At 39.9% G+C, this 13743-nt stretch carries 14 protein-coding genes; 2 read left to right on the forward strand and 12 right to left on the reverse strand.

Annotation, left to right across the window (positions count from 1 at the left end):
- Positions 1 to 145: 145 nt before the first annotated feature.
- Positions 146 to 1621: a peptidoglycan DD-metalloendopeptidase family protein gene (locus AC1DSL_RS03315; RefSeq protein ID WP_477531160.1), complete on the reverse strand. Its 1476-nt coding sequence runs from the start codon at positions 1619 to 1621 to the stop codon at positions 146 to 148.
- Positions 1622 to 1976: 355 nt separating this feature from the next.
- On the opposite strand from AC1DSL_RS03315, the gene AC1DSL_RS03320 reads away from it, so the two are divergent.
- Entirely contained in the window at positions 1977 to 2882 is a 906-nt protein-coding gene (locus AC1DSL_RS03320; RefSeq protein WP_477531161.1) for a YitT family protein, read from the forward strand.
- A 59-nt stretch (positions 2883 to 2941) separates the two neighbouring features.
- Here the strand turns inward: AC1DSL_RS03320 and AC1DSL_RS03325 are convergent, their stop codons facing one another.
- From AC1DSL_RS03325 to rpsF, 10 genes are all read right to left on the reverse strand, one after another.
- Positions 2942 to 3526 carry a hypothetical protein gene (locus tag AC1DSL_RS03325; RefSeq protein WP_477531162.1) on the reverse strand — a complete coding sequence of 195 codons (585 nt, stop codon included), beginning with the start codon at positions 3524 to 3526 and terminating at the stop codon, positions 2942 to 2944.
- Positions 3516 to 4439: a hypothetical protein gene (locus AC1DSL_RS03330; RefSeq protein WP_477531163.1), complete on the reverse strand. Its 924-nt coding sequence runs from the start codon at positions 4437 to 4439 to the stop codon at positions 3516 to 3518. Before AC1DSL_RS03330 ends, AC1DSL_RS03325 begins: the two co-directional genes overlap by 11 nt.
- Positions 4440 to 4529: 90 nt before the next feature.
- Positions 4530 to 5816: an adenylosuccinate synthase gene (locus tag AC1DSL_RS03335; protein WP_477531164.1), complete on the reverse strand. Its 1287-nt coding sequence runs from the start codon at positions 5814 to 5816 to the stop codon at positions 4530 to 4532.
- Positions 5817 to 6149: 333 nt separating this feature from the next.
- Positions 6150 to 7511, reverse strand: a complete 1362-nt coding sequence (gene dnaB, locus AC1DSL_RS03340) for a replicative DNA helicase (protein ID WP_477531165.1) — start codon at positions 7509 to 7511, stop codon at positions 6150 to 6152.
- Between the two features lie 12 nt (positions 7512 to 7523).
- A complete protein-coding gene (gene rplI / locus AC1DSL_RS03345) occupies positions 7524 to 7973 on the reverse strand; it encodes a 50S ribosomal protein L9 (protein WP_016428918.1) in 450 nt (149 codons plus the stop codon).
- Entirely contained in the window at positions 7970 to 9946 is a 1977-nt protein-coding gene (locus AC1DSL_RS03350; protein ID WP_016428919.1) for a DHH family phosphoesterase, read from the reverse strand. The genes rplI and AC1DSL_RS03350 overlap by 4 nt, the downstream gene beginning before the upstream one ends.
- 12 nt (positions 9947 to 9958) lie before the next feature.
- The gene (locus AC1DSL_RS03355; protein WP_342542590.1) at positions 9959 to 10900 is read right to left on the reverse strand and encodes a YybS family protein; all 942 of its coding nucleotides are present in this window, start codon (positions 10898 to 10900) and stop codon (positions 9959 to 9961) included.
- Positions 10901 to 11315: 415 nt separating this feature from the next.
- Positions 11316 to 11552: a 30S ribosomal protein S18 gene (rpsR, locus tag AC1DSL_RS03360; RefSeq protein WP_016428921.1), complete on the reverse strand. Its 237-nt coding sequence runs from the start codon at positions 11550 to 11552 to the stop codon at positions 11316 to 11318.
- Between the two features lie 186 nt (positions 11553 to 11738).
- The gene (ssb, locus tag AC1DSL_RS03365; RefSeq protein ID WP_016428922.1) at positions 11739 to 12245 is read right to left on the reverse strand and encodes a single-stranded DNA-binding protein; all 507 of its coding nucleotides are present in this window, start codon (positions 12243 to 12245) and stop codon (positions 11739 to 11741) included.
- A 56-nt stretch (positions 12246 to 12301) separates the two neighbouring features.
- Complete coding sequence (gene rpsF, locus AC1DSL_RS03370) at positions 12302 to 12592, reverse strand: 30S ribosomal protein S6 (RefSeq protein ID WP_016428923.1); 291 nt, start codon at positions 12590 to 12592, stop codon at positions 12302 to 12304.
- Positions 12593 to 12764: 172 nt separating this feature from the next.
- On the opposite strand from rpsF, the gene AC1DSL_RS03375 reads away from it, so the two are divergent.
- Complete coding sequence (locus tag AC1DSL_RS03375; RefSeq protein WP_477531166.1) at positions 12765 to 13313, forward strand: metalloprotease family protein; 549 nt, start codon at positions 12765 to 12767, stop codon at positions 13311 to 13313.
- Positions 13314 to 13341: 28 nt separating this feature from the next.
- Here the strand turns inward: AC1DSL_RS03375 and AC1DSL_RS03380 are convergent, their stop codons facing one another.
- Entirely contained in the window at positions 13342 to 13731 is a 390-nt protein-coding gene (locus tag AC1DSL_RS03380; RefSeq protein WP_477531167.1) for a gamma-glutamylcyclotransferase family protein, read from the reverse strand.
- Positions 13732 to 13743 lie beyond the last annotated feature (12 nt).

Raw genomic sequence — 13743 nt, forward strand, 5'->3', positions numbered from 1 at the left:
GTTACGCACCTATCGACTAGAGGAATCAGAATGTTGAATATTTCCCGGGTAATATTTCGACAAGATTCTTAGATAAACTAACACTCTATTGTCGATGAATATAAAAAAACGGCCAACTCTGTCGAATTGACCGCTTCCGCGTATATTATTTGTTTAAAAACTTAAGAGGATTTACGTTTACACCATTATGTTCTACTTCAAAGTGTAAATGTGTTCCAGTAGATCTACCTGTTGACCCCATTACACCTATTTTTGAACCGACAGGAACAGTTTGTCCTACGTTAACATTAATTGATGCTAAGTGAGCATATGTTGTTTCATAACCATTTTGATGATCAATAACTACTTTGTTACCGAATGTACCATCTGCTCCAGCAAATTTCACAACGCCGTTATCAGCTGCTTTAATTGCAAAGCCGTCAGGACGTGCAATATCGATTCCACGGTGCATTCGTCCCCACCGTTGACCCATCCCGCTAGATATGTAGCCACCTTCTGCCGGCCATGCGAACATACCTGACCCACGAGATGGAACGACTTTAGTACCTTTTAAGATAATATTGTTTGTCACTTCTTTTACTACTGCTTCATCTTTAATTGATTTGCCCACGCGTGTCCCGTTATTCTCACGGATAACGTATGTCATTTCTTTGGCACCATTGCTGCCTTCTTGAATGACTTTGGAATCCCCTTTAAGCATATCTTTCGATTCGCGTACTTGGTTTTCAAATTGAATGGCTTCTGTCACTCTTTTCTCGCGAACAACTTCAATGTTCACTAAAGGTTTTAAAGCTGTTACCTTCAATTTTTCTCCAATTTGAAGAACGCTATTTTCGTTGACACTTTTGTTCAGCTTTGTTAAATCCGCTGTAGTTAAATCATGTTTTGCTGCTATTTTGCTGAATACATCTCCAGATTGTACGGTATATGTTTTCTCTTCCAAAGTACCTTTTTGAAGGTAATCTACTGCTTGATCAACAGTTAAAACCTTTTCTGGTTTTGCTTGTTTCGTAACACCTGAAATTGATTCTTTTAAATTAATATCCAAAACACGTGTTTCATTGTTCTTTAATGGGGGTAAAGAATTGTTAGAATCTTTTCGATTTTCCAATTCGGTGAGTTCTTTTTCAGAAACGGTCTGAAGTTTCAGTTTGCGGACTACTTCATGATATGCTTCCAAGTCTTTGACGTAGACGGCAATCTCGTCATTGACCGACAAGGCAAAAGCATCTGCTGTGACAGTTACCATCTTGTCCAGCTTGTCTAATGTTTCCTTATCATTTGTTTCTGCATTAAAAACTTGTTCTGAGATGATGGATAAATTGGATCCACTTAGATTTAGATCTTTGTATTGGGAGCTTGACTCAGTAATTTTTTCATTAACAAGCTCTTTTACTGCTTTTTCATCTGAAACCGTACCTACATATTCGTCACTTGCATATATATGAAAAATTTCCTGTAATTGACTGTCCTCTTTATCTTTTGCAAAACTGATATTAAATGTGAAGCTTGAAGCAAGCACTGCTGTTATGGCTGCTTTTTTCATTATATTTGATGTGCGGTTTGGCTTCCGGTCGGATGAAATCTTATCCCCATCACCAGTATTCCTTTTCAAATGCATGATAAAGCCCCTCTCAAAATTTCATCCGTAAAACGAATGGTTCTTTTATTGTGAAAAATTTCACGCCCCTTTAATTTAACATATCCTTTTAAACACTGGTAAAGAAATGTCATTTTGTAAAGAAAATGACTCATTCTTACCATCAATTGCATTTAATTGTTTTAATTTGTAAGTTTACACAGGCTTTTCTCTTAAATCAATTGAAGATTCAACATATTTTTTCTATCTTTCGACCCTTCTCATTCATATTTCATGTACTTTTTTGTCATTTTTGTAATAATAATAGCGTTCTTCTATCGAATATCCTTAATATAGGGTAAAATAAGAGTATTCAAGGCGAAATGAGGTATCCCATTTGACAGACGAACAACAAGAGAGAAATGCCAAAATAAAAACCGCATACGTACATCGTCGGGCTTCCAAAACCGTAATAACGAAGCGCATCTTCATGATTATTATTGGTGCCGTATTTATGGCAATGGGAATCGAGTTGTTTTTGGTACCAAATCATTTATTGGATGGTGGAATTGTCGGTATATCCATTATCTTGTCTCACCTGACTGGAATTCAAATTGGATTATTTATTTTCCTATTAAACATCCCCTTCTTTTTTTTCGGGTATAAACAAATTGGGAAAACATTTGCACTTTCTACTGTATTAGGAATTACGGTTCTTTCTATTTGTACATACTTTTTACATCCAGTTGCACGTTTTACTGATGACTTGTTACTTGCTACCGTCTTTGGCGGCATTGTACTTGGCATTGGTGTCGGTCTTGTCATTCGCTACGGTGGCTCATTGGACGGAACTGAAATTTTAGCTATTTTGTTCAGCACTAAAAGCGTTTTTTCCGTCGGGGAAATCATTATGTTCTTCAATTTGATAATCTTTACTGTCGCTGGTTTTGTATTTACTTGGGAGCAAGCTATGTATTCCGTACTCGCTTATTTCATCGCTTATAAAATGATCGATATTGTCATTCAAGGCTTTGATGAATCCAAATCGGTTTATATTATTAGTGATCTTGTAGATGAAGTCGGCGAAGCGATTATGGATCGTCTCGGTCGTGGAGTCACTTATTTACATGGAGAAGGCGCATACACAGGTGATGATAAAAAAGTTATTTTCACCGTTATTACACGTCTGGAAGAAGCAAAATTAAAAACAATCGTGGAAGATATTGATCAACAAGCGTTCGTCGCCATTGGCAATATTGCTGAAGTACGCGGTGGACGATTCAAGAAACGTAATATTCACTAATTTGCACTCTATATAAAAATGCRCTGCCCAATATTGGGACAGCGCATTTTTTAATTGGGTCATTCCATTGGATATACCCGTCCCTGGTCGGGTGGGAAGGTTTTCTGTAGATTACGGAGAGTGATAATAAACGCGACATGAACACTGAGCGTCAACACAATAATAGCTACCGCAACTGTAGACTGAACATCCTGTTTCATATTAATTAAAAACGACTGAATAAACGTTGAAGTGAGTGTTATGGTCATATAGACAATCATAATTTTTTTAATGCCATTCTGTTTTTCAGCCGCTTCAATTGGATAATCCACTTCATGCATCAGCATTCTGAATACATAATACATCAAAATTAAGTCAATCAGCGTGACACTAAAGCCATATACCAGCCAAGATGTACTGTTAACTTGCATTTGAGTGAGTACTTCCCCTGATAAAAACAGTGTAGGAATGGATAGAGCCATCAGGACAAAAGCAGTTATTACAGCTTTTTTAGCATTCGCCTTTCCTGCGGCAAGTTGATGAATGCCTGATGTGATCAACATATATCCCAGTGGGTCAGGAAGAAAATCGAAAAAAATATGAACGTCCAGCAAAACCAATAAAAACCCTGCAATCATATACTTGAACGCTCTTCTATTTGCCATCTTTCACCACTTTCTCCACCATGCTCCGTAGTTCTTCATCTGTCAGCTGTGGAACATGATGCAAGGGAAATGAAGCCGTAAAAGACTGTCCAGCAGCCGTTTCCCCTTCCCATGGAATCCATACATCGATTGCCTTATTATTAGTCGGCTCTATTTGTATGTATAAGCCGACACTACCTTGTGATTCCAATACGATGGGCCAATTGACGTCTTTTGCAAGAGGTTGTTTTACATCGCTCCAATTAGGCATAACTTCTGCTTGATAGATAGGATCGGGAATTCGGGCTTCTTCTCCTTCATAATGTACTTTCACTTGAACATCCTTCGCAATATTTTCAGGCACAACGAATTCTTTCATTTTTAACTGTTCTTCTGCAGAATATATGCTGGAATGAAGTCCGTCTGAAGTACTTCCAGTCGACATGCCCTTCAATTTAGGATCTTGTCTGAGCGTTGACGGCGTGATTCGAATTTCTCCGATGTCAAAATGTCCAGCCGTTCCGTCACTGAATTGTAGGAATACATTGGTCCCTATATATGACTTATCTTCTTCGCCTTCAAGAGGCAGTATGGATGGGTCAAATTCAGCTTTCAGTAGAAGATGTTGATTGAACTCCTGGACGACATTTGGTGAGTTGTATATCGAATTCTGGTTTCCATGTAACCACATGTCATTGCTCGGTGAGACGTTTTGGAGCGAGAATCCATCCACTTCAATTGTTTGGAGAATTGCCGGATTGTTTTTATTGGTCAAATAGTAAATGTTGAATAGGTGTGTCTGGTCCATTGGTCGTTCGATATAATGTTCCAGAACAATGGGTTCATCCAAAAATTTCGCCTCGTAAGTGGTTATATTAATCGTCCAAGCCACAATGATTGCCAGCAGTGCTCCCCAAAACCAAAATCTCTTCATTTATTTTCAACCCCAAATCGTATGAAAATTCACATTACTCTTACATACGAAAAAGAACGGGAAAAGATTCCTTTTCCCGTTCAATAAAATTTAGCGCCAAACGCTCGCAATGATATTTGTTTGATTTCGATCTGGTCCTACTGAGAAAATCGAAATTGGAACACCAGTTAATTGTGAAATGCGTTCCAGGTAGTGTCGTGCATTTTCCGGAAGCTCATCGAGTGATTTACAAGATGTCACATCTTCGCTCCAACCTGGCAATTCTTCATAGACAGGTTTACAGTCAGCCAGCATACGTAAGTTTGCTGGGTATTCCGTAATCAGTTCCCCGTTGTAACTGTAAGCTGTACAAATCTTCACTGTTTCCAAACCAGTTAACACATCAATCGAATTGACCGTTAGATCTGTTAAACCACTCACACGACGTGCATGACGTACAACTACACTGTCGAACCAACCGATGCGACGTGGACGACCAGTTGTTGTCCCATACTCTTTACCGACTTCACGAATTTGATTGCCGACTTCGTCAAACAATTCCGTTGGGAACGGACCGTCTCCAACACGAGAAGTATATGCTTTACATACACCAACCACATGGTGAATTTTCGTTGGTCCGACTCCGGCACCGATTGTAACGCCACCCGCTACTGGGTTAGATGATGTTACAAAAGGATAAGTACCTTGGTCGATATCAAGCATAACGCCTTGTGCACCTTCAAACAGTACGCGGCGGCCATCATCCAATGCATCGTTCAATACTTTAGATGTATCTGTTACGTACTTCGCAATTTCTTGCCCGTAGCCGTAATACTCTTCAAGAATTTCTTCTTTTGTAAAACCTTCTGTCTCATAGAACTTATCGAACAAACGATTTTTCTCTTCTAGATTACGTTCAAGTTTTTCTTCAAATACTACTTTATCAAGTAAGTCGGCCATACGAATACCTACACGTGCTGCTTTATCCATGTAAGCCGGTCCGATTCCTTTACCTGTAGTTCCAATCTTGTTTTCACCACGACGAGCTTCTTCCACTTCGTCTTGCTTCAAGTGGTAAGGTAAAATGACGTGTGCGCGGTTAGAAATACGTAAGTTTTCTGTCGTTACCCCACGTTCATGTAATCCTTTTAACTCTTTCACTAATGCTTTAGGATCGACAACCATACCGTTACCGATTACTGAGATTTTGTCTTTATAAAAAATACCTGATGGAATCAAGTGAAGCTTATACGTTTCTCCACCGAAAATAATGGTGTGTCCAGCATTATTCCCACCTTGATAACGTGCAATTACTTCTGAATTCTCGGATAGGAAGTCGGTAATTTTCCCTTTACCTTCGTCTCCCCATTGTGTTCCTACTACTACAACTGATGTCATAATCAGCACCTCCGTCAGACGCTGTCACGCGTCCTGAATCAAACAGTGTTATTGTATCAACTGAAACGGCTGAAGTCAACCAAAAACAAGAAAAAACACGAACGGAAAAATGTTTTCAGACATTTATCGTTCGTGTTTTTGCATCAATCACAATTTAGAGATATTTGCTGCTAGGCTTTTCTTGATGTCTAGCTCCGCAGGCCAGACCGCACCTCAGTTTCACAAATTCATTCGAAAACAGGTTTTCGATTCAGTGTGCTCCTGCGGTTACTCGTCGCAAAGGATGCTTTGTTCCAACGTCGGAGTCGATCTATCTCGGACTGCTAGGCTTTTCTAGTAATCCGGGGTAGGTTGTTGGTGCTGGCTCCAGTCTATGTTAACGAATTTGTTGAACTCTTTAACAAAAGCCAGGGTTACCGTCCCTGTCGGACCATTACGTTGTTTTGCGATGATGATTTCAATCATGTTTTGATTCTCGGTTTCTTTATCGTAGTAATCCTCACGATATAGGAACGAAACAATATCGGCATCTTGCTCAATACTTCCGGATTCACGTAAATCGGACATCATTGGACGCTTGTCCTGACGTTGTTCTACACCACGGGAAAGCTGTGACAAGGCGATAACTGGAACTTGGAGCTCACGAGCAAGGGATTTTAATGAACGGGAAATTTCCGATACTTCTTGCTGACGGTTTTCTTTACCATTCCCGCTTCCTACGATCAGTTGCAAGTAATCAATCAAAATCATGCCAAGTCCATACTCTTGTTTCAAACGACGGCACTTCGAGCGGATTTCATTAATCCGAATACCTGGTGTATCGTCAATAAAAATACCTGCGTTGGATAAACTCCCCATCGCCATTGTTAGTTTGYGCCAATCTTCAGCAGTTAATGCACCTGTACGTAAAACTTGTGCATCAATATTTCCTTCTGCACACAGCATACGCATGACAAGCTGCTCAGCACCCATCTCCAAACTGAAGATGGCTACGTTCTCTTCTGTCTTCGTTGCAACGTTTTGTGCTACGTTTAACGCAAACGCTGTTTTACCAACAGACGGACGTGCGGCTACAATAATTAAATCGTTCCGTTGGAAACCGGCTGTTATACGGTCTAAATCACGGAATCCTGTGGGAACCCCTGTTATATCGCCCTTACGTGAATGGAGAAGTTCAATGTTGTCATACGTTTGAACAAGTACATCTTTAATGTGCCTGAAATCACCCGCATTTTTTCGATTGGAAACTTCCATCATTTTCTTTTCGGCTTCAGATAACAAGGCTTCGACCTCGTCTTCACGCGTAAAGCCATCTTCAACGATATTGGTCGCTACGCGAATTAATCGTCGCAGTAACGCCTTTTCTTCAACAATCCGTGCATAATGTGCGATGTTTGCGGCAGTTGGTACTGAATTTGCAATTTCCGATAAATACGAAAGTCCACCGACATCTTCAAGTTCTTTTTTCGATGCCAACTCTTCCGTCACTGTTACAACGTCAATTGGTTTTCCTTGATCACTGAGGCGATTCATCGTTTGGAAAATCTTCTGATGTGCCACGCGATAAAAGTCTTCGTATTGTAGAATTTCTGCTGCCGTAATGAGCGCTTGAGGCTCTAAAAAGATGGCCCCTATCACGGACTGCTCGGCTTCTTGGTTGTGAGGGGGTATCCGGTCCATCATGGGCTCGCTCATTAACGTCACTCCTTACGCTTCTTCTGTTACGTGTACTTTCAATGTTGCTGTTACTTCTTGATGTAATTTAACTGGAATGTTTGTATATCCAAGTCCACGAATGGCATCGTCCAATTCCATTTTACGTTTGTCGATTTTAATACCTGTTGTTTTCTGAAGTTGTTCCGCGACTTGTTTCGTTGTTATCGAACCAAACAAACGGCCACCTTCACCTGATTTTGCTTTTAGTTCTACCGTAATTTGCTCTAACTTCTCTTTTAACTTTTTCGCTTCTTCATGCACTTGTTCTGCATGTTTATCTTCTTTACGTTTTTGACCATCTAATGCGCTGATTGTCGCTTGATTAGCTTCAGTCGCCAAATTGTTTTTCAATAAAAAGTTATGCGCATAGCCATCTGCTACATTTTTGATTTCGCCTTTTTTCCCTTTGCCTTTAACATCTTTCAAGAAAATTACTTTCATGTTATTTGGCCTCCTTCGACAATTTCAATGATTGCTAATTTTAGTTGTTCAATGGCACTTTCAATCTCTTTATCATGAATCTGACAAGCAGCATTGGTTAAATGACCACCGCCACCGAGCTTCTCCATAATTAATTGGACATTGATTTCACCCATAGAACGGGCGCTGATGCCAACGTCTCCATTATTTTTTCTTGCGACCACAAATGATGCTGAAACATCCTTCATTGTCAGTAAAATATCTGCGGTTTGTGCTATAAGCACCTGGCTATAGGAATTTGTTTCTTCCCCATGTGCTATCGCAATGCCTTCTCGGAAAAACTCAACTGTCTGAACAATTTTAGAACGTTCAATATATGTTGCAATATCTTCTTTTAGTAAGCGCTGAACTAGCACCGTGTCCGCTCCGTTTGTACGTAAATACGAGGCCGCTTCAAACGTTCGTGCACCCGTTCGAAGGGTAAAGCTCTTCGTATCGACAATTATACCGGCAAGCATTGCAGTTGCTTCTAGCATCGTTATTTTATCATGTTTCGGTTGATATTCGAGCAATTCCGTTACAAGCTCTGCTGTTGATGATGCATATGGCTCCATGTAAACAAGCATTGTATTCGAAATAAATTCTTCTCCACGGCGATGATGATCAATCACTACTACTTTTTCAGCTCGATTCAACAGTTTTTCATCAATGACCATACTTGGTTTATGCGTGTCCACGACCACAAGCAATGTACGATCGGTTAATTTAGATAAAGCTTCTTCAGGTGAAATAAAGCGTTCAAATAATTGTGGCTTGTTTTTCACTTCTTCCATCAACCTGGTCACACTTTGGTCGAGTTCATCAAAATTGATGACGACATAGCCATTGATCTGATTCATCTCTGCCATTTTCCGTACGCCGACAGCTGCACCGATTGCATCCATATCGGGCAATTGATGCCCCATGACAAACACTTGGTCACTATCCTGAATTAAATCACGCAGCGCATGTGAAATGACGCGTGCCCTAACTCTCGTTCTTTTTTCAACCGGGTTGGTTTTTCCGCCGTAAAATTTCACTTTTCCACTTGGTTGTTTAATGGCTACTTGATCTCCGCCACGTCCCAATACCAAATCCAGACCCGACTGCGCAAGTTGGCCAAGTTCTACCAATGAGGATGACCCGGCACCCACACCGATACTCAGTGTTAATGCCAAATTCAATTTGGAGGTTGCTTCTCTAATATCATCCAAAATAGAAAACTTCGTTTTTTCAAGTTCCAGTAATATGGATTCATTCAATACAGCTAGGAATCGGTCAGATGAAATTCTTTTGACATAAATGCCGTGTCCCGCTCCCCAATTATTGACGAGCGACGTTACCAAACTATTTAACTGACCGCGCGTCTGGTCATCCATTCCTTGTGCCAGCTCATCGTAATTATCAATGAACAGCACACCAATTACGCTGCGATCTGAATAGTAAAGCGTCTCAATTTCTGTTTGCTCGGTGATATCAAAGAAATAAAGAAGTTTTTCTTCTTGTTTGTAAAATACTTTAAATTTCTTACCGGACAAGCTGACGGTCTGCTCTTTATTATCTTCTTGCTTTACAAGTGAATGGAATTCATCTGACAACGTAAATAAATCTTCACCAATGAGTGAATCAAATTCAAGCTCTCTCGACATGTACGGGTTCGCCCATTCAATGGTCCAATTTTCATTGACCAATATTATTCCTATGGGCATTTCAAGTAATGCTTCTTCGCCAACCCGTTTCATGCGATATGAAAGTGTTTCAATATGTTTTTCGGTCTCTTCGTATAAACGTTTCTCCATTTGCCAGCCAATAACCAAGACAATGAGGAAAAGAGCAGCAACAATGCTTCCTATCCACATTTGCCAGTATAGGAGCAAAAAAGCGCTTATTAGGCCGAGCACTGATAGAAAAAATAAAGGGACACGAATGGGTCTTTTTCTAAAGAATGCTGACATTTGTTCAGCTCCTTACTTTTTGTTCTTGTCTTTGACAAATGAACGAATGTTGAAACCTAAATCGAATATGCCTAATAACACCGTTAACGATTGTAAAGGGAACGCTAAAAATGTTGCAACAATTGCAACCCATTTCGGCCATCCTTTTTCATGGATGTAAAAATGGATGAAAGATATTCCCTGTAAAGTAAGCATTACACGGAGCATCATAGTTACGTTGGCTAATACCATAAAAGCAAATGTTCCCTGAGTTAATTCAACAAATAAAGTTACGACCATGACAATCATGTAGTACCATAATATGGATTTCGGTAACCGCATGTGTCTAATTGCCGGAAACTTTGGTACGTCCAAGCCTAATTTTCGCAAAACTGGCAACTGGATATTGATGAATACAAATACAAAGCAGAAAATTCCAAGTATCAGGAGAGTTGGCATGACAGTTTCGAACATGAATAAAACATCCGAAATGGTCTGATCGTAATTTTTAGGTAAAGTATTATATTGTTCCAGGAACGTACCCAATTGATCATATTGATCTTTCGTGTATACTAACATTTCTTTCACAGGATTGAATTTGAAGAGCAGTACAAGGATTACATATTCAATGACGATGCTTACTATCAAGACAATCGCCGAAGCCATTAACATGAACAGCTTACTTTTCTTCAAACGAATCGTATCTCCGATAATAAAACCGAGCAAGACATGAATCAGAGCAAAAGGTATGGCCATTAACCCTCCAACGAAATAGGAAATACCCATACTTAGTACAACAACATAAATAGAAGCAGCCCGACTAAATTTCGCACTATACCAAGCTATTGGCAGAGCGAGAAAAAGTATTGTAATCAAATTCAGCACAGGCACATAAAAAGAAACAGCCAACAAAATAGAAAACAGCGCAATTATCATTGCACCTAATGTCAGCTGTTTCGCTTGTTCATTCGGCATTCAAGATCCTTCCTAACTTAAAAAACATGTATTCACTATCAGATGTCCCAATCACATAGTCATTATCAAAGCTGTTTTACTACTTATCTAATTTTTCAAGAGAATGGACAACTATATCTTCCTATTGTATCATGTCGGTCCAGTTGCAACAAAAGTTCCAAATGAAATGATTTTGGCACATAAGAAAAGCTCAAAGCGCCATGTCGTTGTGCTCCTGCGGTTACTCGTCGCAAAAAGCTTCTTTTCGCAACGCCTTTATGTCGCCCCACCTGTGCCCAAGCTTAGGTGCGAGATAGCGACTGGAGCTAGACATAACATATCTCGAAAGAATAAGAAATATTGTCTAAAATTCATACTTTCTTATAATATAAAAAAAGACCGGTTTCCCGGTCTTTTAAGCGTTCAAAAGCATTTCTTATCTCTCTTCAGTAGAGAATGGAAGTAATGCCATGATACGTGATAATTTGATTGCTGAAGTCAGTTTGCGTTGGTATTTCGCGCTTGTTCCAGTAACTCGACGTGGAAGAATTTTTCCGCGTTCTGATACGAACTTTTTAAGCAAATCAACATCTTTATAGTCGATATGCGTAATATTGTTAGACGTGAAATAGCAAACCTTTTTGCGTCTTTTGCCTCCGCGACGTGGTGCCATATCGTTTCGCCTCCTTAGTGTTTGGTTTTATTTTGGGTGTGCGTTAAAGTCAATTCGCTATCTGGTAATGTCTAGCTCCGAAGGCCAGACCGCACCTCCGTTTCACCATCTCATTCGAAAACGGGTTTTCGATTCGTTGGTTCCAACGTCGGAGTCGGTCTATCATGGCCTTCTACGCTTTTCTAATTAGAATGGTAAATCGTCGTCTGATACTTCGATTGGGCCGCTTCCAGAAGAGAAAGGATCTTCATCTACACGTGTATAGTTTTGCTGATTTGGTGATTGATTCTGTTGATAAGATGGATATTGATTGTTTTGGTTTGAACCGCCACCATAAGGTTGTCCTTGTTGTGGACGATCTCCGCCAGAACTATTACGTGGTTCAAGGAATTGAACACTATCAGCTACAACTTCAGTCGTGTAAACACGCTTTCCATCTTGGCCTTCATAGCTCCCAGTTTGAATACGCCCTTCTACACCTGCCAAACTACCTTTTTTAAGGAAGTTTGCTGTGTTTTCAGCTGGCTTTCTCCAAACAGTACAGTTAATAAAATCCGCTTCCTTTTCACCTGACTGGTTAGAGAATGAACGATTTACAGCTAGTGTAAAACGCGCAACTGCTACACCACTTGGTGTATAACGAAGCTCCGGATCTTTTGTCAGTCTTCCGACTAATACGACTCGGTTAATCATCAGAATACAACCTCCCTCGTCTGCAAGTTGTTTCGAGTATACTCGATGCTAAATTCTTATTTATCTTCTACGTTGACAGCTACAAAACGAATAATATCTTCGTTAATGTTAGCAAGACGGATGTATTCATCGATTGCTCTTGAATCAGCGTTTGCTTTCACGATTTGGTAGAAACCTTCGCGGAAGTCATTGATTTCGTAAGCTAAGCGGCGTTTGCCCCACTCTTTAGACTCGATGATTTCAGCACCATTCGTAGTCAAGATTTCGTCGAAACGAGCTGTAAGAGCTTTTTTCGCGTCATCTTCGATTGTTGGTCGAATGATGTACATTAATTCGTACTTTTTCATCTTTTTGCACCTCCTTATGGACTTAGGCCTGACTGTTGACAGTAGGCAAGGAGCAAGTAACATTCATTACTCACATCAATTGATTGTAACACACACAATGACCACGTGCAACTACTGATTTGGTAGACAACTTAGGCTTTTCAGCTATACTACCTATTATGAGGTGAGAATAATGAATGATTTCGATACACCAACTAAAATCATTGATTTGGACATTCAAAAAATCGGCAAAACAAGCTTAGTATTAACGGTCGTCTTAAGCGTGGTACTTTTGCTATTAACTAGTATTGTGCATCAAGATTTTGCATTTGAACCATCCTGGCTCGGATTGCTCCTATTCATCATTGGCTATATCCTATTAATCGTTTTGCATGAAGCAGCACATCTAGTCGGCTTTGTCATATTCGCTAAAGTTCCATGGCGTTCGCTTGACTATGGCTTTAATTTGAAACTGGGTGTTGCCTACGCGACAACTACTGAACCTGTTCAAAATAAAGCGATGAAAAGAGTGTTAATCCTGCCATTTTGGACAACAGGCGTATTACCGGCCGTCATTGCTATTTTCCTTAATAGTCCGCTTCTCGCATTACTAGGTGCCTGGCTGATTGCTGGTGCCGCTGGTGATTTTGCCATGATTAAAAAATTACGGACTGTACGCGATGATGCTTGGATCAAGGATGACCCAGAACGACCAAAATTATATGTGTTTGAACAACAATAAAGCTGCTTCCATTTGAAATGGAGCAGCTTTACTTTATTTCTTGAGATTTACGATAAGTAATCCAGTCTCCGGATGAAATTACAACTTTCTTCATCGTTTCATCACATACAGTGTACACAATGGATTCTAAGATGCTATCTTTTGTTTTTATATTCACCATTTGTTTCGTATAAAGATCCATTTCAGGGTCCCCTGTATAACCTTCAAGCTCATCTAAATCCACCCACATATGATCGGGTACTTCGTAAACATCCCCTATTACTATTGATTCCTGAGTTAGCTCGATTGCAGGATAACCATCTCCTGTATCATACATAATCGCCGGAAGCGTAACCTTCTCATATAAAAGTTGTGCACCTTCGAGAACATGATGATTCTTTTCTCCATAAAGCAACGTCCCATATGCAAATAACTTCATACGACATTCCCC

Source organism: Paenisporosarcina sp. P4_D4 (genome assembly GCF_056401835.1).

Bases quoted from the DNA above. Each gene is read 5' to 3' on its own strand.
- ssb (WP_016428922.1), bottom strand. From the start codon at position 12,245: ATGATTAACCGAGTCGTATTAGTCGGAAGACTGACAAAAGATCCGGAG.
- AC1DSL_RS03315 (WP_477531160.1), bottom strand. From the start codon at position 1,621: ATGCATTTGAAAAGGAATACTGGTGATGGGGATAAGATTTCATCCGAC.
- rplI (WP_016428918.1), bottom strand. From the start codon at position 7,973: ATGAAAGTAATTTTCTTGAAAGATGTTAAAGGCAAAGGGAAAAAAGGC.
- AC1DSL_RS03350 (WP_016428919.1), bottom strand. From the start codon at position 9,946: ATGTCAGCATTCTTTAGAAAAAGACCCATTCGTGTCCCTTTATTTTTT.
- AC1DSL_RS03325 (WP_477531162.1), bottom strand. From the start codon at position 3,526: ATGGCAAATAGAAGAGCGTTCAAGTATATGATTGCAGGGTTTTTATTG.
- AC1DSL_RS03330 (WP_477531163.1), bottom strand. From the start codon at position 4,439: ATGAAGAGATTTTGGTTTTGGGGAGCACTGCTGGCAATCATTGTGGCT.
- AC1DSL_RS03375 (WP_477531166.1), top strand. From the start codon at position 12,765: ATGAATGATTTCGATACACCAACTAAAATCATTGATTTGGACATTCAA.
- AC1DSL_RS03335 (WP_477531164.1), bottom strand. From the start codon at position 5,816: ATGACATCAGTTGTAGTAGTAGGAACACAATGGGGAGACGAAGGTAAA.
- rpsR (WP_016428921.1), bottom strand. From the start codon at position 11,552: ATGGCACCACGTCGCGGAGGCAAAAGACGCAAAAAGGTTTGCTATTTC.
- AC1DSL_RS03380 (WP_477531167.1), bottom strand. From the start codon at position 13,731: ATGAAGTTATTTGCATATGGGACGTTGCTTTATGGAGAAAAGAATCAT.
- AC1DSL_RS03355 (WP_342542590.1), bottom strand. From the start codon at position 10,900: ATGCCGAATGAACAAGCGAAACAGCTGACATTAGGTGCAATGATAATT.
- rpsF (WP_016428923.1), bottom strand. From the start codon at position 12,592: ATGAAAAAGTACGAATTAATGTACATCATTCGACCAACAATCGAAGAT.